The organism is Curtobacterium sp. MEB011 (assembly GCF_030209655.1).
Lineage (GTDB): Bacteria > Actinomycetota > Actinomycetes > Actinomycetales > Microbacteriaceae > Curtobacterium > Curtobacterium poinsettiae.
Window position 1 is genome coordinate 23,374 of the sequence record NZ_JARVRN010000005.1, and the last position, 24,826, is coordinate 48,199.

Annotated in this window: 22 protein-coding genes; 4 read left to right on the top strand and 18 right to left on the bottom strand. The window is 71.2% G+C overall.

The features are described from left to right. Positions 1 to 74: 74 nt before the first annotated feature. From mfd to QRN30_RS06945, 15 genes are all read right to left on the bottom strand, one after another. Entirely contained in the window at positions 75 to 3,683 is a 3,609-nt protein-coding gene (gene mfd, locus QRN30_RS06875) for a transcription-repair coupling factor (RefSeq protein WP_284760714.1), read from the bottom strand. Between the two features lie 69 nt (positions 3,684 to 3,752). Next, the gene (gene pth / locus QRN30_RS06880) at positions 3,753 to 4,337 is read right to left on the bottom strand and encodes an aminoacyl-tRNA hydrolase (protein ID WP_017886754.1); all 585 of its coding nucleotides are present in this window, start codon (positions 4,335 to 4,337) and stop codon (positions 3,753 to 3,755) included. Between the two features lie 30 nt (positions 4,338 to 4,367). Continuing rightward, complete coding sequence (locus QRN30_RS06885; RefSeq protein WP_042537722.1) at positions 4,368 to 4,991, bottom strand: 50S ribosomal protein L25/general stress protein Ctc; 624 nt, start codon at positions 4,989 to 4,991, stop codon at positions 4,368 to 4,370. Positions 4,992 to 5,319: 328 nt separating this feature from the next. Then, entirely contained in the window at positions 5,320 to 6,294 is a 975-nt protein-coding gene (locus QRN30_RS06890) for a hypothetical protein (RefSeq protein ID WP_194590268.1), read from the bottom strand. Between the two features lie 8 nt (positions 6,295 to 6,302). Further along, the gene (locus tag QRN30_RS06895) at positions 6,303 to 6,959 is read right to left on the bottom strand and encodes a response regulator transcription factor (protein WP_042537855.1); all 657 of its coding nucleotides are present in this window, start codon (positions 6,957 to 6,959) and stop codon (positions 6,303 to 6,305) included. Continuing rightward, complete coding sequence (locus QRN30_RS06900) at positions 6,956 to 8,218, bottom strand: sensor histidine kinase (protein WP_284760715.1); 1,263 nt, start codon at positions 8,216 to 8,218, stop codon at positions 6,956 to 6,958. The genes QRN30_RS06895 and QRN30_RS06900 overlap by 4 nt, the downstream gene beginning before the upstream one ends. A gap of 84 nt (positions 8,219 to 8,302) precedes the next feature. After that, on the bottom strand, positions 8,303 to 9,205 hold the full coding sequence (locus QRN30_RS06905; RefSeq protein WP_194590270.1) for a hypothetical protein: 903 nt from the start codon (positions 9,203 to 9,205) through the stop codon (positions 8,303 to 8,305). Positions 9,206 to 9,235: 30 nt separating this feature from the next. Beyond that, positions 9,236 to 10,588, bottom strand: coding sequence for a D-mannonate dehydratase ManD (manD, locus tag QRN30_RS06910; protein WP_017886757.1), 1,353 nt, complete (start codon positions 10,586 to 10,588; stop codon positions 9,236 to 9,238). Continuing rightward, positions 10,585 to 11,868, bottom strand: coding sequence for a mannitol dehydrogenase family protein (locus QRN30_RS06915; RefSeq protein ID WP_194590271.1), 1,284 nt, complete (start codon positions 11,866 to 11,868; stop codon positions 10,585 to 10,587). The genes manD and QRN30_RS06915 overlap by 4 nt, the downstream gene beginning before the upstream one ends. Then, a complete protein-coding gene (locus QRN30_RS06920; protein WP_056072819.1) occupies positions 11,865 to 12,752 on the bottom strand; it encodes a sugar phosphate isomerase/epimerase family protein in 888 nt (295 codons plus the stop codon). Before QRN30_RS06920 ends, QRN30_RS06915 begins: the two co-directional genes overlap by 4 nt. After that, the gene (locus QRN30_RS06925; RefSeq protein WP_194590272.1) at positions 12,749 to 14,008 is read right to left on the bottom strand and encodes a Gfo/Idh/MocA family oxidoreductase; all 1,260 of its coding nucleotides are present in this window, start codon (positions 14,006 to 14,008) and stop codon (positions 12,749 to 12,751) included. Before QRN30_RS06925 ends, QRN30_RS06920 begins: the two co-directional genes overlap by 4 nt. Continuing rightward, the gene (locus QRN30_RS06930; RefSeq protein ID WP_284760716.1) at positions 14,005 to 14,844 is read right to left on the bottom strand and encodes a sugar phosphate isomerase/epimerase family protein; all 840 of its coding nucleotides are present in this window, start codon (positions 14,842 to 14,844) and stop codon (positions 14,005 to 14,007) included. Before QRN30_RS06930 ends, QRN30_RS06925 begins: the two co-directional genes overlap by 4 nt. 73 nt (positions 14,845 to 14,917) lie before the next feature. Continuing rightward, positions 14,918 to 15,877 (bottom strand): carbohydrate ABC transporter permease, encoded by a 960-nt coding sequence (locus QRN30_RS06935; protein WP_175470752.1) that lies wholly within the window; start codon positions 15,875 to 15,877, stop codon positions 14,918 to 14,920. Continuing rightward, complete coding sequence (locus tag QRN30_RS06940; RefSeq protein WP_056072810.1) at positions 15,874 to 16,896, bottom strand: carbohydrate ABC transporter permease; 1,023 nt, start codon at positions 16,894 to 16,896, stop codon at positions 15,874 to 15,876. Before QRN30_RS06940 ends, QRN30_RS06935 begins: the two co-directional genes overlap by 4 nt. Then, a complete protein-coding gene (locus tag QRN30_RS06945; RefSeq protein WP_193558914.1) occupies positions 16,896 to 18,251 on the bottom strand; it encodes an ABC transporter substrate-binding protein in 1,356 nt (451 codons plus the stop codon). Before QRN30_RS06945 ends, QRN30_RS06940 begins: the two co-directional genes overlap by 1 nt. A 120-nt stretch (positions 18,252 to 18,371) precedes the next feature. Here QRN30_RS06945 and QRN30_RS06950 point away from each other — a divergent pair, with 120 nt between their 5' ends. The 3 genes from QRN30_RS06950 (at position 18,372) to QRN30_RS06960 (ending at position 21,895) form a co-directional block, all read left to right on the top strand. Beyond that, complete coding sequence (locus QRN30_RS06950; RefSeq protein ID WP_284760719.1) at positions 18,372 to 19,589, top strand: LacI family DNA-binding transcriptional regulator; 1,218 nt, start codon at positions 18,372 to 18,374, stop codon at positions 19,587 to 19,589. A 56-nt stretch (positions 19,590 to 19,645) separates the two neighbouring features. Beyond that, positions 19,646 to 21,142 carry a glucuronate isomerase gene (gene uxaC, locus QRN30_RS06955; RefSeq protein ID WP_284760721.1) on the top strand — a complete coding sequence of 499 codons (1,497 nt, stop codon included), beginning with the start codon at positions 19,646 to 19,648 and terminating at the stop codon, positions 21,140 to 21,142. Positions 21,143 to 21,286: 144 nt separating this feature from the next. Next, a complete protein-coding gene (locus tag QRN30_RS06960; RefSeq protein ID WP_056072803.1) occupies positions 21,287 to 21,895 on the top strand; it encodes a class I SAM-dependent methyltransferase in 609 nt (202 codons plus the stop codon). A gap of 30 nt (positions 21,896 to 21,925) precedes the next feature. Here QRN30_RS06960 and QRN30_RS06965 read toward each other — a convergent pair whose 3' ends face one another. The 3 genes from QRN30_RS06965 to QRN30_RS06975 all read right to left on the bottom strand — a co-directional run bounded on the left by QRN30_RS06965 (position 21,926) and on the right by QRN30_RS06975 (position 23,219). Further along, positions 21,926 to 22,303: a type II toxin-antitoxin system death-on-curing family toxin gene (locus tag QRN30_RS06965; RefSeq protein ID WP_056072800.1), complete on the bottom strand. Its 378-nt coding sequence runs from the start codon at positions 22,301 to 22,303 to the stop codon at positions 21,926 to 21,928. Continuing rightward, positions 22,300 to 22,503: a ribbon-helix-helix protein, CopG family gene (locus QRN30_RS06970; protein WP_017886769.1), complete on the bottom strand. Its 204-nt coding sequence runs from the start codon at positions 22,501 to 22,503 to the stop codon at positions 22,300 to 22,302. The genes QRN30_RS06965 and QRN30_RS06970 overlap by 4 nt, the downstream gene beginning before the upstream one ends. Before the next feature lie 176 nt (positions 22,504 to 22,679). After that, on the bottom strand, positions 22,680 to 23,219 hold the full coding sequence (locus QRN30_RS06975) for a gluconokinase (RefSeq protein WP_017886770.1): 540 nt from the start codon (positions 23,217 to 23,219) through the stop codon (positions 22,680 to 22,682). Between the two features lie 112 nt (positions 23,220 to 23,331). Between QRN30_RS06975 and gnd the strand changes: the two genes are divergently transcribed. Then, positions 23,332 to 24,789 (top strand): NADP-dependent phosphogluconate dehydrogenase, encoded by a 1,458-nt coding sequence (gnd, locus tag QRN30_RS06980; protein ID WP_214563562.1) that lies wholly within the window; start codon positions 23,332 to 23,334, stop codon positions 24,787 to 24,789. Positions 24,790 to 24,826 lie beyond the last annotated feature (37 nt).

Here is a 24,826-nt window from a genome sequence, read left to right on the forward strand (position 1 = left end):
GTGGACGTGGCCGAGGACGGACTGGAGGCACGGTGCGGACCCGCACCGTGCCTCCAGGCCGTCTCCGCTCGCGTCTACGCGGCCGGCGCCTCCGCCGGGGTCGTCGCCCCGTACACGGCGGTGAGGATGCTCTCCACCCACTGGATGAGAGCGTCGTCCGGCAGCGCCTGGTCGTGCGGGCGCGGCACGGGGATGCTCGACGCGTTCTGCTGCGGGAACCAGCGGGCCCCCGGGAACATGCGCTTCAGGCGCACCTGCGACGAGTCGGCGAGTTCCTTGCCGGCAACCCGCAGGTTGGAACCCATCACGACGACGTCGGACAGGCCGACCTGCTGCGCCATCCGACGCAGGCGGGAGACCTCGACCAGGGTCTGCACGGCCTGCGGCGGCTGCCCGTAGCGGTCGGTGAGCTCGTCGAGCACCATGTCGATCGCGTTCGGCTGCGCCGTCGGGGCCGAGGCCGCCGACAGCTTCTGGTACGCCTCGAGCCGGAGCCGCTCGGACTCGACGTAGTCCTCGGGGATGTGCGCGTCGACGGGGATCTCGAGCCGGAGCTCGGTCTGCCCCTCGGCGACGTCGCCACGGAACTGCGACACCGCCTCGCCGATCATCCGGAGGTACAGGTCGAACCCGACACCCGCGATGTGGCCGGACTGCTCACCACCGAGCAGGTTGCCCGCCCCGCGGATCTCGAGGTCCTTCATGGCGACCTGCATGCCCGCACCGAGCTCGTTGTTCGCGGCGATGGTCTCGAGGCGGTCCTGTGCGGTCTCGGACAGCGGCTTGTCGGAGTCGTAGAGGAAGTACGCGTACCCGCGCTCGCGGCCACGGCCGACCCGACCGCGCAGCTGGTGCAGCTGCGACAGCCCGTACTTGTCGGCCTTGTCGATGATGAGCGTGTTGGCGTTCGCGATGTCGAGACCGGTCTCGATGATCGTCGTCGAGACGAGGACGTCGAAGCGACGCTCCCAGAAGTCGACCATGACCTGCTCGAGGGTGGTCTCCGACATCTGCCCGTGCGCCACGGCGATGCGGGCGTCCGGCACGATCTCGGCCAGGTGCGCGGCGACCGACTGGATGTCCTTCACCCGGTTGTGCACGTAGAACACCTGGCCCTCACGCAGGAGCTCGCGGCGGATTGCGGCCGCCACCTGCAAGTCGGACTGCGGCCCGACGAAGGTCAGGATGGGGTGCCGGTCCTCTGGCGGGGTGGCCAGGGTCGACATCTCGCGGATGCCCGTGACCGCCATCTCGAGCGAGCGCGGGATCGGGGTCGCCGACATCGCCAGCACGTCGACGTTCGTCTTGAACTTCTTGAGCTGGTCCTTGTGCTCGACGCCGAACCGCTGTTCCTCGTCGATGATGACGAGACCGACGTCCTTGAAGCTGATGCCCTGCGACAGGATCCGGTGGGTCGCGATGACGATGTCGACCGTGCCGTCAGCGAGCCCGGCGATGGTCTCCTTCGACTCCTTCTCGGTCTGGAACCGGCTCAGGGCGCGCAGGTGCACCGGGAACCCGGCGAAGCGCTCCTGGAAGGTCTCCATGTGCTGGCGGACGAGCAGGGTCGTCGGGACGAGCATGACGACCTGCTTGCCGTCCTGCACGGCCTTGAACGCGGCGCGGATCGCGACCTCGGTCTTGCCGTAGCCGACGTCGCCGGAGAGCAGGCGGTCCATCGGGATCGGCCGTTCCATGTCGCGCTTGATCTCGTCGATCGTGGTGAGCTGGTCGGCGGTCTCGGCGAACGGGAACGCCTCTTCCAGCTCGCGCTGCCACGGGGTGTCCGGACCGAACGCGTGCCCCTTCGACGCCATCCGCGCCGAGTACAGCTTGACCAGGTCGACGGCGATGTCGCGGACGGCCTTGCGCGCCTTCGACTTGGCGGCGGACCAGTCCGAGCCGCCCATCTTCGACAGGGTCGGGGACTCACCACCGACGTAGCGGGACAGCTGGTCGAGCTGGTCGGTCGGCACGAAGAGCTTGTCGCCCGGGTAGTTGCGCTTCGACGGCGCGTACTCGAGCACGAGGTACTCGCGCTGCGTCTTCACCGCGTTGCGTCCACCCGAGCTCACTTCGCGGCTGACGAGCTCGACGAACTTGCCGATGCCGTGGGTCGCGTGCACGACGACGTCGCCCGGCTTGAGCTGCAGCGGGTCGACGACGTTCTTGCGCCGGCTCGCGAGCTTCTTGACGGTGCGGGCCCCCTGCTGGACGCTGCGGCCGTAGAACTCGGCCTCGCTCAGGACCGCGATGCGGGGGTCGGGGATGGCGAAGCCGTGCTCGACGGTCGCGGTCGTCACGACGGCGAACCCCGGCTCGGGCGGCGCGTCGACCGCTGCGGCACGGGCAGCGACCCCGGCGTCGGCCAGCACCTGCACCGCACGTTCGACGAGGCCCTGCCCCTGCGCGGTCACCACGACCGCCCACCCGTCGTCGGTCAGCGACTTGACGTGCGCGATCGCCCCGTCGGCGCTGCCCGCGAAGCTCGGCACCGCCTCCGCCCGGACGCGGATGTACTCGCCGGCTTCGGCAGCGGCCTCGGCGTCGGTGAGGACGCGCTCGGTGTCCCCTTCGTCGAGGCCGGAGTCGAACGGCGACACCGTCCACCAGGTGCGCTGCCCGCGGGTGTTCTTGAGCTGCTGCACGGTCAGGAAGTTGCCCGCGTCGAGGTCGATCGGGGCCTGTGCCCCGGCGACCGCTGCGCTCCAGGCCGCCTGCAGGAACTCGGTGTTCGTCTCGGCCAGGCTGTTCGCGCGGCCGTTCACCCGCTCGGGCGAGAACACCGCGATGGTGGCGCCGTCCGGCAGGTAGGAGGTCATAGGAACGAGGTCCTGCACGAGCGCCGGAGCGAGCGACTCCATGCCCTCGACCGGGATGCCCTCGGCGATCTTCGCGAGCATCTGGGACAGGTTCGGGAACTCGTGCAGCATCTCGCGGGCCCGCTGCCGGACTTCCTCGCCGAGCAGGAGTTCGCGCGAGGCGGTCAGCTCGACCGAACCGAGGTCGTCCTCGGTGGTGCGCTGGTCGGCGACGGAGAACGCCTTGATCGCCTCGATCTCGTCGCCGAAGAAGTCGACACGCGCCGGGTGGTCGGCCGCCGGCGGGAAGACGTCGAGGATGCCACCGCGCACCGCGAACTCACCACGGCGGGTGACGAGGTCGACGCGCGAGTAGGCGAGGTCCACCAGCTGCGCCGAGATCGCCGCCAGGTCGTTGCCCCGCGAGTCGGTCCGGAGCACCACCGGCGCCAGGGACGTCAGGTTGCTCGCGATCGGCTGCAGCGCGGCTCGGACGCTCGCGACGACGACGGTCTGGCGCCGCTCGGTCGGGTCCGTCGCCTGCCACGCAGCGAGCTTGCGGAGCGTCGCGATGCGTGTGCCGACGGTCTGGGGGCTCGGGCTGAGACGCTCGTGCGGCAGGGTCTCCCACGCGGGGAACTCGAGCACCTCGGCGTCGGGGACGTAGCTGCCGAACGCTTCGCGGACCGCTTCGGCTTCACGCCCGGTCGCCGTGATGACGAGGACGCACTGCGGACCGTTGCGCTCGGCGAGCAGCGCACCGAGCAGCGGCACGCGCAGGCCGTCCACGACGGAGAAGTCGGCGTCGCGCGGTGCGGCGCGCAGCACGCGATCGAAGGCGGAGGCGCGCGAGAGCGCAGGGATGATGCCCGAGATCGTCACTCAGGAGATGGTACCGGCCACCACCGACGCCGACCGCGCCGTGCGCGACGGGCGAACAGCGCGGAACACTCAGGACGGAGCGTGCACGCGCTGCTGTGCGGCGAGCAGGCCGACCTCGGCGATCGCCTCGACCGCGTCGGCGGCGTCGGCCAGCAGGATCGGGAGCGTCTTCTTCTCGGCTGCGGAGAAGTCACGCAGCACGTAGTCAGCCGGGTCCTGCCGACCGGGCGGACGCCCGATGCCGACCCGGACGCGCATGAACTCGTTCGTCCCGGTGGCCTTGATGATGTCGCGCAGCCCGTTGTGCCCGCCATGCCCGCCACTGCCCTTCAGGCGGACGGTGTCGAACGGCAGGTCGAGCTCATCGTGCACGACGACGAGGTCGGCCGGGGTGGCGCTGTAGAACCCGAGCACCGAGGAGACCGGTCCGCCCGAGGTGTTCATGAACGACCCGGGCTTCGCCAGCACGAGTCGTGTGCCGCCGGGCACCAGGCGCCCCTCGGCGACCTGGTTCGGCGTCTTGTGCTTCTTGAACGTCGCACCCATGCGGGACGCGAGTTCGTCGAGGACCATCTGGCCGACGTTGTGGCGGTTGCCCGCGTAGTCGGGCCCGGGGTTCCCGAGCCCGACCACCACGAGGATGTTGTCCGTCACAGCGTCGACCAGATGTCTTCGAAGGGGGTGTTACTCGGAGTCCGCGGCGCCCTCGGCACCCGACTCGGCGCCGGCCTCGGCCGAGGCTTCGTCCGCAGCGTCGTCGTCAGCGGTGCCACGCGGGGTGACGATCGCGACGACGAGCGCCTCGGGGTCGGTCTCGAGCTCGGCGCCCTCGGGGAGCTCGAGCTGCGAGGCGTGGATCTGCACGCCGTCCTCGAGGCCCTCGACGTTCACGGAGACGTGCTCCGGGATGTCGGTGGCGAGCACGAGCAGCGAGATCGTGTTGAGGTCCTGCACGTGGATGGTGCCGGAGAAGGACTCGCCCTCGATGACGACGGGCACGTCGACCGTGACCTTCTCGCCGCGGCGGAGGACCACGAGGTCGATGTGCTCGATGATCTGACGCACCGGGTCACGCTGGACGTCCTTGACGAGGGCGAGCTGGGCAGCACCTTCGATGTCGAGGTCGACGACCGCGTTGGCGGTACGGACGAGCAGCATGGTCTCGTGACCGGGCAGCGAGATGTGCTTCGGCTCGGTCCCGTGGCCGTAGACGACGGCGGGGATCTTGTCGGCCGCGCGGAGCTTGCGAGCAGCGCCCTTGCCGAACTTGGTGCGGACTTCCGCTGCGAGCTTGGTGTAGTCGGCCATGGTGCCTCCTGGTGTCGGGGACGACGCCGGGGTGCCGGCATCGTGGGGGTCTGTGGTGTTGCAACTCGAACGCGTGCACGCGTGAGGAACGATCCCAGGGTCTTGCCGGGTATCCCACCGCGTCGATCACGGCCGCGCGTACGCAGCCCTCGCCGAAGTCAGGGACCGAGTCTAGCAGTACCGTCCGGGCGTGTCGCGCGGCACGGTCCGGACGCCAACCGCGACGGACAGGAGGCCCGTGGCTGTCCCGCCACGGGCCTCCTGTCCGTCGTCCCCATGCGACGGGCGCGGGGCGCTCCCCCCAGGACCGCTCCCCGCGACCGCCGCGTCAGTCGATTCCGGCCGGCGCCGCCGGCGCGAGCCGCGCGATCACCCGGTCGAGGCGGGCATCCACCTGCGGTTGCCGGGTCGACCCCTTCCGGAGCACGGCGGCGTCGGTCGCGGTGACGTGCAGGAGCCGTTCCCACTCCGCCGCGTACAGCGCGCTGCGGTAGCCGGAGGACTCCTGGCACGCGACGTCCCGTTCGGCGACGGCGACCTCGGCCTTCCCTGGGTCGTCCGAGAACAGGACGACCTGGTCGCCGTCACGGACGCTGACGTGCATCGAGGGGGTCGGCATGCCCTCCGGCCCCTCCGGCAGGTCCGGCACACCGGACGGCGCCATGCAGGTGCGCCACTCGGCCGCCGCCGTCCGGACCGTGTCGTCCTGACGTGCGTCCAGCGCAGCCAGGTACGTCAGGCGCTGGGCGAGCTCGGACGCCGCCTGCTCGGTGCCGCGCAGCGTGGTACCGAGGGTCTTCCGGGCGGCCTTCCAGCAGCGGGCGGCCACGTCGTCCGGGAGTGCCGCGAACGCCGCCTGGCGGTCGGGGTCGTCCCCCCACTTCCGCATGCCCGCCTGGTTCGCACCGGCCACGGACGACCCGTGGTAGCCGCGGGTCTCGGCGAGCGCCGCGGTGAGGGGCCGGGTGGTCGCGAGTGCGGGTGACGGGTTCGCCCGGGCGGCGGTGTCTGCCGCGTCGTCGTCGGCCTGCAGCCCGGCCGCGGTCGCCCAGGGCGCCGGATCGTCGATGCCGGCCTTCCGCAGGCAGGGCTCGGCCACGAGGTCCTCTGCGTACGTGGTCTTCGACGAGGCCGGTGCGACGAAGGCGTCGAGCGGCATCGCCCACGCGGTGCTGTCCTGTTCGACGGTGGGTGCGACCGCGACGTCGGCGCGTTCGGGCAGCCCGTGGACGACCGCGGTGGCCAGTCCGGCGAGGACGACGACGAGGGTGCCGGTCTTCGCGACGCGGTTCGTGATCTGCATGGTTCCCCCTAGGCGCGGACGAGGCCGCGTTCGTGTGCGGTGATGACGACCTGGATCCGGTTCCGGAGGCCGAGCTTCGTCAGGACGGCGCGGACGTGGGTCTTCACGGTGGCGTCGCTCAGGAAGACCGACTCGGCGATCTCGGCGTTGCTGAGCCCCTTCGCGACGAGCATGAAGACCTCGCGCTCGCGAGCCGTCAGCGAGTCGAGCACCTCGTCGCGCCGATCGGTGACGGCCGGGGTGCCCTGCGCGCGCAGCAGGTCGAGCGCCTCCGCTTCCGTCGGTGCCGGTCGGCCCGCGTGCACGTCGCGGATGGTCGCGGTGACGACGTCGGGCAGGGCGTCCTTCGTCAGGAACGCTGCGGCGCCGGCGCGGAGTGCGGCGAGCACGGCGTCGTCGCGGCGGATGGTCGTGAGCGCGACGACCCGCGGGCGGTCCTGGGTCGACGCGGCGAGCCGGGTCAGGGTCTCGATGCCGTTCATGACCGGCATCCGCAGGTCGAGCAGCAGCACGTCGGGGTGTTCGGCGGCGCAGAGCTCGAGGGCGGCGGCACCGTCGCCGGCGGTCCCGACACAGGTCATGTCGTCCTGGGCGTCCACGAGCATCTGCATCCCGGTGGCGAACAGTCGTTGGTCGTCGACGACGGCGACGCGGACGGCGCTCATCGGACGCGCTCCGGCCGGACGGCCGCGGTGTCGGTGTCGGTGTCGTGCGTCGCCGTGGTCGGCACGGCGGCGGTCGTCGGCAGCCACGCGGTGACCACCCACTCGTCCGTGGTGTCGCCCACACCGGCACGCAGCCAGCCGCCGGCCAGTCGTGCACGCTCCTGCATCCCGGCGACACCGGAACCGGCACCGTCGAGCGCCACGAGCGGTTCGCTGCCCCGTGACGTCACGACGACGCCGAGCCCCGGCCCGCGCCAGTCGAGCGCCACCCGGGCCGTCGCTGTCCGCCCCTGGTGCTTCAGCACGTTCGTCAGGCTCTCCTGGACGATCCGGTGCACCGCGCTGGCGCTGCCCGCGGGGACCTGACCGGCTGCGCCGTGCTCCTCGAACGTCGCGGTCATCCCGAGCTCCCGCATGTCCTCGACCAGGTCGGGGACATCGAGCAAGCCGTGACGGTCGGCGTCGTCGCTCGCCTGGATGCGTTCGACCAGGGCCCGGACGTCGCCCAGTGCCGAGCGGCTCACGTCAGCGATGTCCTCCAGCGCCCGGGCAGCGTGTTCGTCCCGCACGGCGATGGCTGCGGCCCCCTGGGCCTGGGACACGACGACCGCCAGTGAGTGGGCCAGCGAGTCGTGCACGTCGCGGGCGATGCGGGCACGGTCCTGCTCGGCGCGGAGCTCGGTCGTGGTCACCTCGGTGCGGCGCTGCGCCTCGACCACACGGACCCGGGCGAGGCCGATCCGCCACGCGGCACCGATGGCCACGCCGACGGCCCAGGCGACACCGCTGACCCCGACGAACGCGAACGTGATCGTGACGAGGTCCGACCGGGTCCCGCCCGCGTTCCCCACCCAGCTGCCCCAGACGTCCTGGTCGGCAGCGGTCGGGACCGCCATCGCCCAGGCGGCCGCCGCGCTCGCGAGCAGGAGCACGGGGACCGCGAGGTAGCGGAGCAGGTCGGACCGACCGGCGCCGACGACGCCGACGACGATCGCGATCGCCAGGTACTCCGGCCAGGTCGTGTCGGTCGGCCGGGTGAGCAGCCGGGCAGCCTGCAGGAGCGGGATGCCGACGACCAGTCCGAGCGCGGTCGCGGGCATCCACGCGGCGAGGCCGATGGCGACGGCGAAGGCCGACACCACGACGACGTGGTCGGCGAGTCCCGCACGTCCGGCTTCGGCGACGATCCAGAGCACGAGGTACACGGCGCCGGCGGCGGGGGCCAGCAGGTGCCGGTACCGGCGGAGGAAGGAGGTCATGACGCGAGCGTATGGGCCGCGCTGCACGGGGACCGAGCCGCGCGACCGCTTTTCATCCGAGGTGATGAGGACGCGTCGGTTCGCTCAGCGACGGACCTGCCGACGGTGCTCCTGCGCGGCGTGGAGGACGTCCCGCGCGCGGTCGCTCGCCGCCTCGGCCTCGTCGCGGGCTGCCTCGCGCCGGGTGATCTCGGCCTCGGCCTGCTCGAGGGCACGCTGGAGCTCCGCGCGCCGCTCCTCCGCCTGTTCGAGATCGGCCTCGGCGGTGTCGAGTGCTGCGTCGGCGTCGCGGGACTCCGTGCGCGCTGCGGTCTCGGCCTGGCGCGCGGCCTTCCGGTCGGCGGCCGGGTCGCGCTTCGGTTCGGGTTCGGCGTCCGGTTCCGCGGCGTCGCGCTGCGCGGGCCTGGAGGCACGGCTCGCCTTCCGCGCACCCCTCGCCTGGGAGATGGGGATGGGTGGGGCATCGCTGCCGGACCAGGCATCGGGCACCGCGTCCGGATCCGCGAGCGCCCCGTCGAGGTCGACCGCGTCGAACCCCACGCTCTCGAGCGCCGTCACGAGCAGCCCCGACCGGACGGCCGCGCCGGCGTGCGGATCCGCCATCGCCGCCTCGATCGTCGACCGGACCTGCTCGAGCACCGCCGGGGTGACGGGATGTCCGGCGTCGGACGCCAGGTCCGCACCGGCCTGCGCGAGGGCGTCGACGACCTCGGCGCGCTGCCGACGGAGGGTCCGGATCGCGTCGGGGTCGGCGTCGGCTTGGGCCTTGCGGAGCGCCGGTCCGAGGTCGACGGCGTCGTCGAGGGCACCGTCGTGGGCGAGCAGGTCGATCACCCAGGCGGCCGGTGAGGGCTTCCGGAGCTTCCCGATCGCCGTGGCGAGGGCACGGTCGTCCTTGCGCACCGCGCGCTGCCGTGCGGTGCGCTCGGCGACGAAGTCCGGCGGCGCGACGAGCAGCAGCTCCCTGGCGACGTCGGCGAACTCCATGCGACCACTGTGCCAGCAGGATGCCGGGTACTACCAGTCGTGGACGGTGCCGTCGGCCAGGCGGTTGAACGGCAGGTACGCCTGCTCGTACGGGTACTTGCCGGCCTCGTCGACGTCGAGGCTGACCCCGAGACCCGGCTCGTCACCCGGGTGCAGGTAACCGTCGGTGAACGTGAACGTCTGGTGGAACACCTGGTTGGTCTGCGGCCCGTGCTGCATGTACTCCTGGATGCCGAAGTTGTGGATCGCGAGCCCGAGGTGCATCTGTGCGGCGAGGCCCACCGGGGAGATGTCGGTCGGCCCGTGGAACCCGGACTTGACCTGGTAGAGCGCGGCGTACTCCATCGTCTTCTTGAGCGGGGTGACGCCGCCCATGTGCGTGACGGCACCGCGCACGTAGTCGATGAGCTGGTCGCGGATGATGTCCTTGAAGTCCCAGATGGTGTTGAACACCTCGCCGATCGCCAGCGGCGTCGTGGTGTGCTGCCGGACGAGCTGCAGGGCCTCCTGGTTCTCGGCGGGGGTGCAGTCCTCGAGCCAGAACAGGTCGTACGGCTCGAGCGACTTGCCGAGCTTCGCGGCCTGCAGCGGGGTCATCCGGTGGTGACCGTCGTGCAGCAGGGGCAGCTCCGGGCCGAACTCGTTGCGGACGGCCTCGAACACGGTGGGCACGTGGCGCAGGTAGGCACGGGTGTCCCAGTCCTCCATCGCCGGGTACGCACCGCGCTGGGCGGGTTCGAAGTCGTAGCGGACGCCGGCGTTGCCCTCGGTGGTCGTGTTCGACGCGATGCCGTAGATGGACTCGAGGCCGGGGACACCGGTCTGCACACGGATGGAGCGGTAGCCCTCTTCCTGGTGCTCTCGGATGGAGTCGAACAGCTCGGGCAGTTCCTTGCCCGAGGCGTGGCCGTACGCCATCAGCCCGGTGCGCGACGCCCCGCCGAGCAGCTGGTAGAGCGGCATCCCGGCGACCTTCGCCTTGATGTCCCAGAGGGCCATGTCGACGGCGGCGATCGCGGCCATCGTGACCGGTCCGCGGCGCCAGTACGACGACCGGTACAGGAACTGCCAGGCGTCCTCGATGCGGCTGGCATCACGGCCGACGAGCAGCGGGACGACGTGCTCGGACAGGTACGCGGAGACGGCGAGTTCCCGGCCGTTCAGGGTGGCGTCGCCGAGTCCGGTGACGCCGTCGGCGGTCGTGAGCTTGAGCGTCACGAAGTTCCGGTTCGGGCTGGTCACGATGACCTCGGCCCGCTCGATCAGCTGCCCGCGGTCCGCCGAGGCCCAGGTGTCCGGACGGCCGGCGGTGGTCTCGGCCGGCCCGCTGTCGGTGGCGCCGGGGACCGGGGCCGCGGGGTTCGTGGTGTTCGTGTCGGTCATGCGTGGACTCCTCCGTTGGAGCTCTGGCGGGCTGCTGCCGCGGCGGTGCGGATGCCCTCGGCCGCCGCCGTCACGGCAGCGACCACGGGGGTGGTGTCGAGTTCGGGGGCGACGACGGCCAGGACGTCGTGCACGTCCGAGTCTGGCCCGGGGGCGCCGGGGTCGCCCACCAGGTCGGGCCGCCCCGTGACGTGCAGCCACCACGCGGCGAGGGCGGTGGCCGCCCCGGCGCCGATACCGGCCGAGGGGTCGCGGCTGAGCCGGTGCCGCACGACGTCGACGATGCGGACGGGCAGCTTCTGCGAGCCGCCGGACGCGATCTGCCGCAGGGTGTGCCGGATGCGCGGGTTGGCGAACCGCTCGACCAGGGCCGCGCGGGCGTCGGTGACCTCGGCCTCGGGCAGGGGCAGCTCGAGCGCGGCTTCGTCCCAGAGCTGCTCGACGGCGGTGCGGCAGACGGGGTCGTCCATCGCCTCGGCCACGGTGTCGTGGCCGAGCTGCAGCCCCAGGTAGGCCAGGAGCGAGTGCGAGCCGTTCAGCAGCCAGAGCTTCCGCTGTTCGTACGGGGTGACGTCGTCGACGATCCGGACGCCCGCCGTCTGCCACGCCGGGCGGTCGATCCCGTCGAAGGCGTCCTCGAGCACCCACTCCGCGAACGGCTCGGTGACGACGGGGACCCGGTCGCCGGCGAGCGCACCCGGCAGTTCCGGCAGGTGCGCGACGTCGTCGTCGGTGGTGGCCGGGGTGATCCGGTCCACCATCGAACTCGGGAACGTGACGTTCGCCTCGATCCAGTCGCGCAGGGCGTCGTCGGTGACGGCGTCGAGCACGGCGTCGCGCAGGACCGCCCCGTTGTGCGTCAGGTTGTCGAGGCTGACCAGCGCGATGCGCCCGGAGCCGGCGGTGCGGCGGGCATCGAGCCCTGCGACCAACCGGGCCGGCACGTCGGAACCGGGCCGGTAGCCCTGCTCGGTGACCGTCAGCGTGACGATGGTCGTCTCCGGGGACGCGACCACGTGCCTCCAGGCGGTGTCGTCGCTGCCCGGGTGGGCGGCCGTGATCGTGTCGACCACCTCGGCGCTGTCGCCGGACGCGGCGCGGGTGACCAGCGTGTACCGGCAGCCCTGGGCAGTCAGGGCGTCGGCGACGTCGGGCGAGCGCCCGGTGAAGGCGGTGATCCCCCACGGTTCGCCGTCGGTGTGGGCGGTGTACCAGGCGAGGTGGGCGCGCGCGAACGCGCCCACCCCCACGTGGACGATGCCCGGTCGGCGATCGGTCATGCGGTCACCGGGACGAGCGAACGGAGGTAGGCGAGGTTGTCGGCGGTGCGGGCCTCGAGCGGCAGGTCGGTGGAGAAGTCCTCGATGGTGACCCAGCCGTCGTAGCCCACCTGGCGGAGCGCGTCGAGGTACTCGGACACCGACGCCTGGCCGGTGCGCAGGGGTGCCCACTCGTGCTGCCAGATCGAGCTGCCGTCGGCACGGGTGTCGCCGGTGTCGACCCAGCGGGCGTTCTTCACGTGGGCGTGTGCCAGGTACGGCCCGAGCAGTTCGAAGGCGGCGAGGTGGTCTTCGTACCCCTCGATCACGAGGTTGCCGAGGTCGTGGATGACGCCGACGTGCGCGGGGTCGAGACCGTCGATCAGCCGCAGTGCCGCGGATGCCGACGGCGTGATCGTCATGTGGTGCAGCTCGACGAGTGCTTTCACGCCGAGCTCCGACGCACGCGCCGCGACCCACTCGAGGTCGGCCCGGGTGCGGTCGAACAGCTGACCGTACGTCTCCCCCGTGCGCTCCTTCTCGGCTCGGTAGTGCGGCATCGTGACCCGCACCTGGCGGGCCCCGAGTTCGCTCGTCACGCGGAGCATCGTCTCGACGCCGTCGTGGTCCGCGGCCGGCTGGTAGCCGCCGATGCCCGAGTACTCGAGTCCGGCACCGTCGGTGATCCGGGCGATGTCGCCCACCCGGTCGCGGATGCCGGTGTACTGCCACGTCGAGTTGTTGCCCGCCCAGAACGACCGCTCGGCGGGGATGGCTTCGCCGGCGGCCGGGCGGTCGTCGACCACGCGCCACTCGATGCCGTCCCAGCCCTGCGCCGCCAGGGTCTCGGCGGCTTCGGCGGGGGTCCAGTCGGGGGTGGAGGCGGTGAACACGGAGAACTTCATCGGGTGGCTCCTTCGGTCGCGGCGGCGGTTGCGGGGGTGCCGACGACCGGCACCACGTCGGCTGGGCTGGCGCTGCCTTGCCCTCGATCAGGCCCGCCGACGACCGGCACCACGTCGTCGTACGTGCCCTCGATCACGTCGTCGATGCGCACGGGGTGTCCGAGCGTCGCACTGACGTAGAGCCCGCGGACGGTGGCGAGCGAGACCAGGGCGGCGTCGACGGTGACGCCCGGTTCGCGGCCCTGCCGGATCGCGTCGACGATGTCGGTGTACTGCCGAGCGTGCCCGGCGGCGAAGTGGTCGGGCTCGGCCGGGCCGCCGACGACGTGCTCGGGCGGGACGACGTCGTCCTTCTGGTCGACGGCTCCGGCGACCGCGCTGGCGTTCGACGTGGTCGCGGCGGACTCGAGCGTCGCGGTGTCCGGGGCGATGTGGAAGTAGGCGAGCCGGTCGTCGTCGACGATCGCGGACCCGTGCGTGCCGTACACGGCGTACCGGGCGGAGAGCCCCGGGTACGCGGCGGTCGTGCAGTGGACGACGCCGAGCGCCCCGCCGTCGAACCGGACGGTGGCGACCGCGGTGTCCTCGACCTCGATGCGGTCGTGGGCGAGGAGCCCGGTCTGGGCCGAGATCTCGACCGGACGGCCGAGCGCCCAGACGAGCAGGTCGACGGTGTGCACGCCCTGGTTCATCACCGCGCCGCCGCCGTCGAGCGCCCAGGTGCCGCGCCAGTCACCGGAGTCGTAGTACCCCTGCGACCGGTACCAGGCCACGCTCGCCAGGCCCGAGGTCACGGTGCCGAACCCGCCGTCGTGCGCCGCCCGGGCGACGGCCGCCGAGGCCGGGTCGAAACGGTGCTGGCTGATGACGCTCGTGACGAGCCCGCGGTCGCGAGCGGCTGCGGCGAGCGCCGCGATCTGCCGCGCCCGGGGCATCGTGGTGTCGAGCGGCTTCTCGATGACGACGTGCTTGCCGGCGGCCAGGGCGGCCTCGGCCAGCTGCACGTGCATGCCCGAGGGCGAGCAGATCGCGACGACGTCGATGTCGGACTGGTCGATCGCCTCTCCGATGGTGGACGTCGTGATCGGACGGGCGACGCCCATCGCCTCGATCGCGTCGGCCGCGCTCGTGGCGGCTTCGGGCACGGCGTCGACGAAGGCGACGACCTGCAGGTCGGGGTGGTGCACGGCGACGGTGGCGTGGTGACGGCCGATGACGCCGGCGCCGACGACTGCCAACTTCAGTGGGGTGGTCATCGCAGGGTGACTCCGATCTGGTCGGTGAGGGTGCGGAAGGCCCGGCCGGCACGACCGAAGGCCGCGGGGCCGGAGAACCCGCCGAGGGAGGTGAAGTCGCTGAGGTGCGGTTCGAGCGAGGCGTACCCGGAGTACCCGGCGTCGCGGAGCGCGGTGAGGGTCTGGAGCAGTTCGCCGTCGCCCTCGCCCGCCGGCACCACCGACGAGTCGTCGGCGAGGGCGTCCTTCACCTGCAGGTAGTCGACGTACGGGGCGAGCTGCTCCCAGCCGTCGGTGAAGGGCCGGACTCCGCACTGCACGTAGTTCGCGTTGTCCCAGGCCAGTCGGAGCGCGGACGAACCGACGCTCTCGACGATGTCGAGCACGCGCGCGGGGACGTCGCCGTAGATGTCCTTCTCGTTCTCGTGCAGCAGGGTCACCCCTTCGCGCTCGGCGAGGTCGGCGAGCGCCCGCATCCGGACGAGGACGTCGTCACGGACGTCGTCCGGCTGCCGACCTTCGAAGTAGAACGAGAAGATCCGGATGTTCGTGGTGCCGAGGGCGTGCGCGGCACGGATCGCGCGGGCGAGGCGTGCGACCTCGTGCTCGACGGGTTCGTCGACGGGCACCTTGCCGATCGGCGAGGCGATCGCGGACACGGTCTGCCCACGCTCGTCGAGCAGCCGGTGGAGTCCGGCGAGCTGGTCGTCGTCGAGGTCGACGACGTTGACGCCCCAGGCGCTGCGGACCTCGATGGCGCTCGCGCCGAGCGCCTGCAGGACCGCGACCTGGACGACCGGGTCGGCGTCGATCTCGTCGCCGAAACCGGAGAGTTCCCAACTGGGCTGGTCGGTCATGGTGTCCTTTCGTTCGGACGGGAGGCGCGTGGCGGGGCCGCCACGGGCCTCCAGTCCGGTTCTGGGTTGCGGCCTACTTGACGGAGCCGGCGGTCAGACCGCCGACCAGGTAGCGCTGGAAGATCAGGTACAGGGCGACGACGGGGACGGCGCACACGATCGAGGCGGCCATCATCTGGCCGTAGATCGGGACGGCACCGCCCTCTTGCGTGGTGCCGAGCACCTGCAGCACCACGGCGACCGTCCGGGTGTTCGGGGTCGTCATGATCGTGGAGAACAGGACGTCGTTCCACCCGAGCAGGAACGCGAAGATCGCGGACACGACGATGCCCGGCCACGACAGCGGGAGCACGATCTTGGTCAGGATCTTCGTCGAGCTGGCGCCGTCGATGCGCGCCGCTTCCTCGAGTTCCTTCGGCAGGCCGCGCAGGTACGTGACCATGACCCACGTCGAGAACGGCAGGGCGAACGTCAGGTAGGTGACGAACAGGCCCCACCGGGTGCCGATGATCTGCACGCCGGTGGCACTGGCGATGTTCGAGAACACCACGAAGACCGGCAGCAGCAGGAGCGTGCCGGGGATCGACTGCAGGGCGAGGAGCCCGCGGAGGATCGTCAGGCGGCCGAGGAACCGGAACCGCACCAGCACGTAGGCCGTGGACACGGCGAGCGCGGCACTCGCGACGGCGACGGCTCCGGCGGTGAGCATCGAGTTCACCAGTCCCTCGCCGAGGGCGACGGTGGACCAGATCTCGACGTAGTTCGACAGGGTGAACTCGGACGGGAAGTACTCGCCGCGGGCGACCGCGACGTCGGAGTTGACCGAGCCGAACAGGATGTAGAGCACCGGGACGGCGATGAACGCGATGATCACCGCGATGACGGTGACGAGCAGCCAGCGCGGCAGCAGCCGGGTGACGTCGGTGTCGTAGGGACGTTTGGTCCGTCGTCCGCCGCTGCCGGTCGTGATGCTCTCGGTGAGCGTCGCGGTGGGGCGGGTGCGGGTGCTGAAGGACGTGCTCGGGGTGGTCATGCGCGTGCTCCGTCGATGTCGGCGGCGGTCGGGGCGGCGGCGAGCGTGGCGCGGTCGGCGCGACGCTGCTTCCGGTTGGGGCCGGCGTCGTCGCCGGTGTCGAGCTTGACCGCCCGCAGGTAGACGAACAGCGGGATCGCGACGATCACGAGTGAGCAGATCGCCATCGCCGCGGACAGGCCGAAGCGGAACGACTGGAAGCTCGCGATGTACGTCAGGACGGGCATCACCTCGACGCTGGACGGCAGCGGGATGCCGAACAGCACGAACGGCAGCGTGAAGTTGTTGATGTTGTGCAGGATCGAGATGATCACCGCGAGGCTCAGCGGGCCGCGCAGGTACGGGAAGATGATGTACCGCAGCTTCGCCCACCAGGTCACCCCGTCGAGTGCGGCGGCCTCGTGCACCTCGTTGTCCACGGCCTGCAGCCCGGCCAGGGACAGCAGGTAGACGAAGGGCCAGCTCGTCCAGATCATCACGCCGGCGAGCGCCCAGTACGACGCCGAGCCGTTCAGCCACAGCACGTCGGTGTGCAGGATCGAGTTCACGACTCCCTGCGGCTGGAGCATCGTGCGGAAGAACGTGCCGACGACGAATGCCGGGAGCACGTACGGGATCAGGTAGATCGAGCGGACGAGCCCGCGACCGGGGAACCGGTTCTGCGTCGAGATCGCGGCGGCGACGCCGATCGGCACGGTCACCGCGGTGACGAGCACCGACAGCGACACCGAGATCCAGATCGAGTGCAGCAGCGGCGAGTTCGTGAACGCCTCGGTGAAGTTGGCGAACCCGACGAACGGGGCGCTGAACCACTGGCGGAGCGTGTACTGGTCGAGGTCGAGCATCGCGATCCAGAAGCCCACCACCAGCGGCACCACGATGACGGCGAGCATGAGGAGCCCGCCGGGCAGGAGCATCCACAGCGGGCGCTCGCGTTTGTACAGGGGCGTCTTGCCGGCCGGACGGACCGGGCGGGGCGGCGCCGAATCGGTGCGGGGCCTGGTCTGCGTGCTGGTCATCACAGACCTCCGTTCTTCTGACGGTCGAGGGTGGCCTGGGCGTCCTTCTGGGCGTCCTGCAGGCGCTTGCGGAGCTGGTCGTCGGTGACCTCGCCGGACTTCAGCGACGGGATCGACTGCACGACCACGTCGACCAGGGCGAGCTGGATGTCGGACCAGGCGCCGGTGAACGCGGTCGGCTTGGACAGGCGGCCGGCGTCGATGATCGGCTTGAGCTGCGGGTTGTCGGCGGCCAGGTCGGCGGCGGCCGATGCGTTGGTCGGCAGGTTGCCGAACAGGTCGTAGTACTCGAGCTGCGCCTTCGGGGCGCTGAGCTGCTTGACGAACGCGAACGACAGCTTCTGCTTGGTGCCGTAGTCGGCGACGACCCAGTTGTCGCCGGACAGGATGCTGGCGGCCTCGATGCCGTCGGACGGCCGCTCGGTCGCACCCGGGGGGACGGTGGGCAGCAGGGCGAACTCGTAGTCGCCGTCGACCTTGGTGCCCTTGAACGAGTTGATCGCGGTGGTGGTGGTCATCGGGAAGAACGCGGCCTTGCCCTCGGTGAACTGTGCCAGGGCCTGGGCGTTGTTCCAGCCGATCGCGGCCGGGTCGACGACACCGTCCTTCGTGACCCAGTCGAAGTAGGTGCGGTAGGCGTTCTCGACGGCCTTGCTGTCGATCTCGGCCTTCGAGCCGTCGACGATCGTGTTGCCGGCGTTCTGGGCCATCCCCCACACGAACTTCCACGGGTCGAAGCCGTCGGCGTAGGCGATCGCCATGCCGTACCGTCCGTCACCCGTGGTGGCCTTCGCGTCGGCGGTCAGCTCGTCCCAGGTGGTGGGAATGTCGGTGATCCCGGCCTTCGCGAGCAGGTCCTTGTTCACGGCCATCACGAACGGCCGGCTGGCGAACGGGATCCCGATCTGCTTCGACGCACTCGGACCGGAGATGCCGAACGACGCGGGGTCGAACTGGTCCTTGCCGCCGATCGCGTCCCACTCCTTCGTGCCCATCTCGACGAAGGCGCCGGTGGCGTAGGCGGTCGGGGTGAACGTGGTGCCGATCGCGTAGACGTCGGGGCCCTGGCCGGAGATGACGCTCGTCTGGATCGCGGTCAGTTCCTCCTGCGCGGACGAGTAGGTCTCCCACTGGATGTCCGCACCGGTGGTGCGCTTGAACTCGGCGGCGGTGTCCCGCTGCCACTGCTTGCGTTCCTTGGGGTAGGTGGTGTCCGCGCCCATCATCACGCGGAGGGTGTTCGGGTCGTCGCCGCTGCCGTTCACCACGGCGCATCCCTGCAGGGACAGTGCGGCGAGGGCGACCACGGCGACGGCACCGACGAGGGTGCGGACTTGCAGTCTTCGCGTCTTCACGGGGGTTTCCTCCTCGAGACCTCCTCCGAGCGGCGCTGCTCGGTGGCACCACTGTTCCGCCGTTGGCAACATGCGGCAACCGGTTGCCACTTGTTGCCAGACGCGAATACGTTCGGCCTCGTGAAGGACCTCTCGACGGACGGCGGCGGGCGCACGGGCGGTGCCGCTGGCGCTGCTGGTAGCGCCGCTGGCGCGGGCGACGCTGGTGCTCGCGTTGCCGGTACTCGCGCCGCTGGTGCTCGCGCTGCCGGTGCTCGCGCCGCCGGTGCCGGTGCCGGTGCCGGTGCCGGTGCCGGTGCCGGTGCCGCCGCTGGTGCCGCGCGTCGCGTCACCATCCGCGACATCGCCGACGCGACCGGGGTCGCCGCCTCCACCGTCTCCCGCGCCCTGTCCCTGCCTGACCGGGTCAACGCCGTCACCCAGGAGCGCATCCAGCAGGCGGCCCGCGAACTCGGGTACGTCGCCAACTCGCAGGCCCGGGCACTGACCTCGGGCCGCACCCGCGCCGTCGCCGTGCTCGTGTCCGACATCACGAACCCGTTCTACTTCGACGTCATCCGCGGCACGCAGCACCAGCTCGCCGGGGCCGGCTGGACCCAGTTGCTCGTCGACACCGAGGAGTCCGCAGACGCCGAGATGGCCGCGCTCACCGCCGTCGGGGCGAAGGCCGACGGGGTCGTGCTCACCGCGTCACGACTGTCCGACGCGCAGATCGCCCGGTTCGCCGAGCGGATCCCCCTGGTCGTCGTGAACCGCAGGCCCGCAGGCGTGCCCTCGGTGCTCATCGACACCCCCGGCGGCGTCGAGCAGGCGGTCCAGCACCTGGTGTCGCTGGGACACCGGGAGATCCTGTACGTCGCCGGGCCAGACAGCTCGTGGTCGAACGAGCGACGGTGGCGAGCACTCGTGCAGGTCGCCAAGCGCCTGGGCGTCCGCGTCGCCCGGATCGGCCCGCACGCGCCCTTCGTGGACTCCGGTGCCGCCGCTGCCGACGCCGCCGTGCACGCCGGGGCGACCGCGTGCATCGCCTTCAACGACCTGATCGCCATCGGGATGCTCGCCCGACTACGGGAGCGCGGGGTCCGCGTCCCCCGGGACATGAGCATCGTCGGCTGCGACGACATCTTCGGCGCCGACTTCTGCAACCCGCCGCTCACCACGATGACCTCGCCGATCGAACGGGCCGGCCGGGTCGCGATCCGGATGCTGCTCGGCCGCCTCGGTGCCCTGCCCGCCGACGAGCTGCCGGGGGAGCACATGTCCGGCGCCGTCGCCCTGCCCACCCACCTGACCGTGCGCGAGTCGACCGGGCCGGCGCCCCTGGCCGGCACCGCCTGATCCCGCACGCCCCCAGAACTCACCGCCCCGAACTCGCCGCCCCGAAGGAGTCGATGATGACCCGCACCAGCACCCCCACCCGGCTCGCGCCGCACGCCGACCGGCTGTTCCCCGCCGACCCCGGGGCCCGAGCCGTGGCACGCACCGTGTACGAGGCGGTCAAGGACGCCCCGATCATCTCGCCGCACGGGCACGTCGATGCTGCACTGATCGCCGCGGACCAGCCGTTCAGCGACCCCGCGTCGCTGCTCATCACGCCCGACCACTACGTGCTCCGCCTGCTGCACGCGAACGGGGTGGACCTGGCCGCGCTGGGACGCGCGGACCTGTCGGGGCCCCGCCCGGGCTCGCAGGCTCGCCCGGCGGCGTCGGCGCATCGCTGGCGCGATGCCGCTGAGCCGACGCCGCCAGGCCGTGCCGTCTGGCGGCAGCTGGCGGAGCACTGGGACGACTTCCTCGGGACCCCCGTGCGCTACTGGTTCGAGACGGAGCTCCACGACGTGTTCGGGCTCGACCAGGCACCGTCCGCGGCGAACGCGGACGACCAGTACGACCACATCGCCGGCCTGCTGGCATCCCCCGCCTTCCGGCCACGCGCGCTCTTCGACGCCTTCGGGATCGAGGTCCTCGCCACCACGGACGGCCCGGCGGACGACCTCGCTGCGCACGCGCAGCTCGCCGCCGACCCCGGCTTCACCGGCCGGGTCCTCCCGACGTTCCGCGCGGACGCCGTGTTCGACCCGACGCGGTCGGACTGGAGGCCCGTGGTCGCGTCGATCGGCGAGGCCGCCGGCATCGACACGGGTACCCACGCAGGGCTGTTGGCGGCGCTCCGCGCACGTCGCCACCACTTCATCGAGCACGGCGCGACCGCCACGGACACCGGGGTGCTCGACGCGGGCTCCGCCCCACTGTCGTCGAGCGAGCGGGAACGCATCCACGCGGCGGCGCTGCGGGATGCGTCCTCGGTCACCGATGCCGAGGCGACGGCGTACCGCCACGACATGCTCTACCGCTGGGCCGAGATGAGCGTCGAGGACGGCCTCGTCATGCAGCTGCACCCCGGGGTGATCCGGAACCACCACACCCCGACGCTCGAGCGCTTCGGGCCGGACACCGGCCACGACCTGCCGGCCGTCGGGTCGTTCACCGAGCCGCTCCGGCCGCTGCTCGAGTCCTTCGGCACCGCTCCCGGGTTCCACCTCGTGCTCTTCACCGTCGACGAGACCGTCTTCTCGCGCGAGATCGGGCCGCTCGCGGGCTTCTACCCCGCCGTGTACGCGGGCGCGCCGTGGTGGTTCATCGACACCCCGGCGGCCATCGGGCGCTACCGCTCGGCCGTCACCGACTCGGCGTCGTTCACCAAGACCTCCGGGTTCATCGACGACACCCGCGCGTACTGCTCGATCCCGGCGCGGCACGACATGGCTCGGCGGGCGGACGCGGCGTACCTGGCGTCACTCGTGGTCACGCACCAGATCTCGGAGGAGGACGCCGTGCACACGGCCCGGCGCATCGTGTCCGACATCCCGAAGGCGACGTTCAAGCTCTGAGCGGCGCGCTGGTGGCCGCGTGGTGCGAGGTGCGGCGCGCTGGTGGCCGCGTGGTGCGAGGTTCCGTGCCTGGTGCGAGGTTGCCGGGTCGCACGGAACACGGAACCTCGCACGGTTCGGTGATGCGCCGGTACCGTCGGGCACATGACGGAGCGGGTGACGGCGGCGTACGGCGCTCGGGCCGATGAGTACGCGGCACTGCTCGGGTCGATGAGCGCCGTCCACCCCGACGACCGAGCCCTCGTCGACGCCTGGGCAGCCGGTCGCAGCGGTCCCCTGGTCGACGCCGGGTGCGGTCCCGGGCACTGGACGGCGCACCTCGCACGGCAGGGGCACCGCGTCACCGGCATCGACGCGGTGCCGCAGTTCGTCGAGCACGCACGACGGACGCACGGCGCTGTGGACGCGGACCTCGACTTCCGGGTCGGGTCGCTCGACGCGCTGCCGCTGGCGGACGGCAGCGTCGACGGGGTCCTCGCCTGGTACTCGGTGATCCACCACGACCCATCGCAGATCGGTGGGGCACTCGCCGAGTTCTGTCGGGTGCTCGCCCCCGGTGGTGGGCTGTTGCTCGGGTTCTTCGAGGGCGCCGCGGTCGAGGCCTTCGACCACGCGGTCGTCACCGCGTACCGCTGGCCGGTCGCGTCCCTGGCGGCACTGCTGGACGAAGCGGGGTTCGACGTCGCGGACGTCCACACCCGCACGGCTCCGGAGCACCGGCCGCACGGGGCGATCAGTGCGGTGCGCCGCTGATCGCTGACCGCCGTCCGTCCGAGCGGCCGGTCAGGCGTCCGAGACCATCGCGCTCAGAGCAGCGGCGATCTCCGTCACGGCATCGAGTTCCCCTTCCGCGATCACGACGATGAAGTCGTACGCCTGATCGTTCGAGGCGTGGAGCCGGACACCGTTCACGCCGAGGAAGACCACGAGCAGCATCAGCCCGAGGCGCTTGTTGCCGTCGACCAAGGCGTGGTTCCGGATGGCGGAGTGGACGAGCGCCGCCGCTTTCTCGACCAGTGTCGGGTAGGCGTCGTTCCCGCCTACCGACGCGGCGGGTCGCGCGACCGCCGCCTCGAGCAGTCCGACGTCGCGGATCACGGAGTCAGCCCCCAGGGTCCGACGAGCGATGTGCAACGCCTCGTCGGTCGTGAGGTGGATCACTTGCCGAGTCGTTCGAGCGCCTCGGCGTAGCGCGGGAGTTCTCGGTCGAGGATGCCGTCGATCAGGTCGCTGCGGCTGTGCTGCTCGACGTACTCGCGGATGGCGGCGCGGGCGACGTCCTGCATCGAGCGCTCCTCGAGGTCAGCACGCTTGCGCAACGCCGCTGCCTCGGCATCGTCGAGTCGGAGGGTCATGGCCATGGAGTCGATGGTATCAACGTTGGTACCTGAACGGGCCCCAGTGATCGTGGTCATGGAACGACGGTACGAGCGTCCCCGTCGACGCAGACGAGACCAGGGGTCGGATGGGGATGACGACGGCCGCGCTGCGCCCTGTGGAGGAACTGCCAGGATCCGTCGCAGGTCGTCGACGTTCGTCAGTCGGTGGTGACCGCGAGCGCGGCGAGGATCTCCCGCACGGTGTCGTCGACCGATCCGTCGATCGACACCGCGACCGCCGCCTCGTCGGGCTGCGGCCGCTCGAGGGTCGCGAACTGCGAGTCGAGCAGGGTCGTCGGCATGTACTCGTGGTGACGGTGGGACTGCCGCTCGGCGATGAGGTCGCGGGACCCGTCGAGGAAGGCGATGACGAGTCCCGGTGCGGATGCGCGCAGACGGTCCCGGTAGACGCGCTTGAGCGCTGAGTTCGCCATCACGCACCGGGACCCGTCGGCCTCGACCGCGGCGATCCGCTCGGCGCAGGCGTCGAGCCACGGCCAGCGGTCCTCGTCGGTGAGCGGCGTGCCCTGCCGCATCTTCTCCTTGTTGGCGGCCGGGTGCAGGTCGTCGGCGTCGACGAAGACACAGGGTTCGCCCTGCGCGACCAGTGCGTCGGTGAGGGTCTGGCCGATGGTGGACTTGCCGGAGCCCGAGACTCCCATGACGAGGACGGGCGGGTGGACAGCGAGCTCGCTCATCCCTCCACAGTATTGATCCGGTGAACTCTGGTCCCCAGTTCCCGGAACTCCTGTGCGGTCCCAGACCACCGGTCGTAGGTTGGGCGCCAACGTCAGGACAAAGGAGACCCTCGTGGCAGACAACAACGGTCAGGCGAACATCGGAGTCGTCGGACTCGCAGTGATGGGCTCGAACCTCGCCCGCAACCTCGCATCGCGCGAAGGCAACACGGTGGCGGTCTACAACCGCACGTACGCCCGCACCGAGGAACTGCTCCAGGAGCACGGCGACGCAGGGTTCATCGCGTCCGAGGACATCGACGGGTTCGTCGCGTCGCTGTCGAAGCCCCGCACCGCGATCATCATGGTGCAGGCCGGCAAGGGCACCGACGCCGTGATCGGGCAGCTCGCCGAACGATTCGAGCCGGGCGACATCATCGTCGACGGGGGCAACGCGAACTTCCACGACACCATCCGACGTGAGCACGATCTGCGCGAGCAAGGGCTGAACTTCGTCGGCACCGGCATCTCCGGTGGTGAAGAGGGCGCGCTGAAGGGCCCGTCGATCATGCCCGGTGGCTCGAAGGAGGCCTGGGAGACGCTCGGGCCGATCCTCAAGTCGATCGCCGCGGTGGCCGAAGGTGAACCGTGCGTGACCCACATCGGCACCGACGGCGCCGGGCACTTCGTCAAGATGGTGCACAACGGCATCGAGTACGCCGACATGCAGCTCATCGCCGAGTCGTACGACCTGCTCCGTCGCGTCGGCGGGCTCTCGGTGGAGGACCTGGTGCAGGTCTTCGACGAGTGGAACAAGGGCGACCTCGAGTCCTACCTGATCGAGATCACCGGCGAGGTCCTCAAGCAGCGCGACGCCGACACCGGCAAGCCGCTCGTCGACGTCATCCGTGACGCGGCCGGCTCGAAGGGCACCGGCGTCTGGACCGTGCAGAACGCGGTGGGTCTGGGCATCCCGGTGTCGGGCATCGGCGAAGCCGTGTTCGCCCGTGCGGTGTCGTCGAAGCCGACGCAGCGTGCCGCCGTGCAGCAGTCGGTCAAGAACCGTCCGCAGATCGCCGAGGTGCCGGACACCTTCGCCGACGACGTCCGTGCGGCGCTCTACGCCTCGAAGGTCGTCGCGTACGCGCAGGGGTTCGACCTCATCATCGCCGGGGCGAAGGAGTACGGCTGGGACATCGACCTCGGCAACGTCGCGAGGATCTGGCGAGGCGGTTGCATCATCCGGGCGCAGTTCCTGAACCGCATCGTCGAGGCGTACGACGAGAACCCGAAGCTCGAGTCGCTGCTGGTCGACCCGTACTTCGCGAACGCCGTCGCCGAGGGCGAAGCAGCCTGGCGGCGCATCGTCGGGATCGCCGCCGCATCCGGTGTCCCCGCGCCGGGCTTCTCGTCCGCGCTGTCGTACTTCGACTCGCTCGCGTCCGACCGGCTGCCCGCAGCGCTGATCCAGGGCCAGCGCGACTTCTTCGGAGCGCACACCTACCAGCGCATCGACAAGGACGGCACCTTCCACACGCTGTGGTCCGACGACGACCGCCGCGAGGTCGAGCAGGAGCCGTCGACGCACTGACGAACCGCGCCCGCCGACGACCGACGTCGGTGCCTGC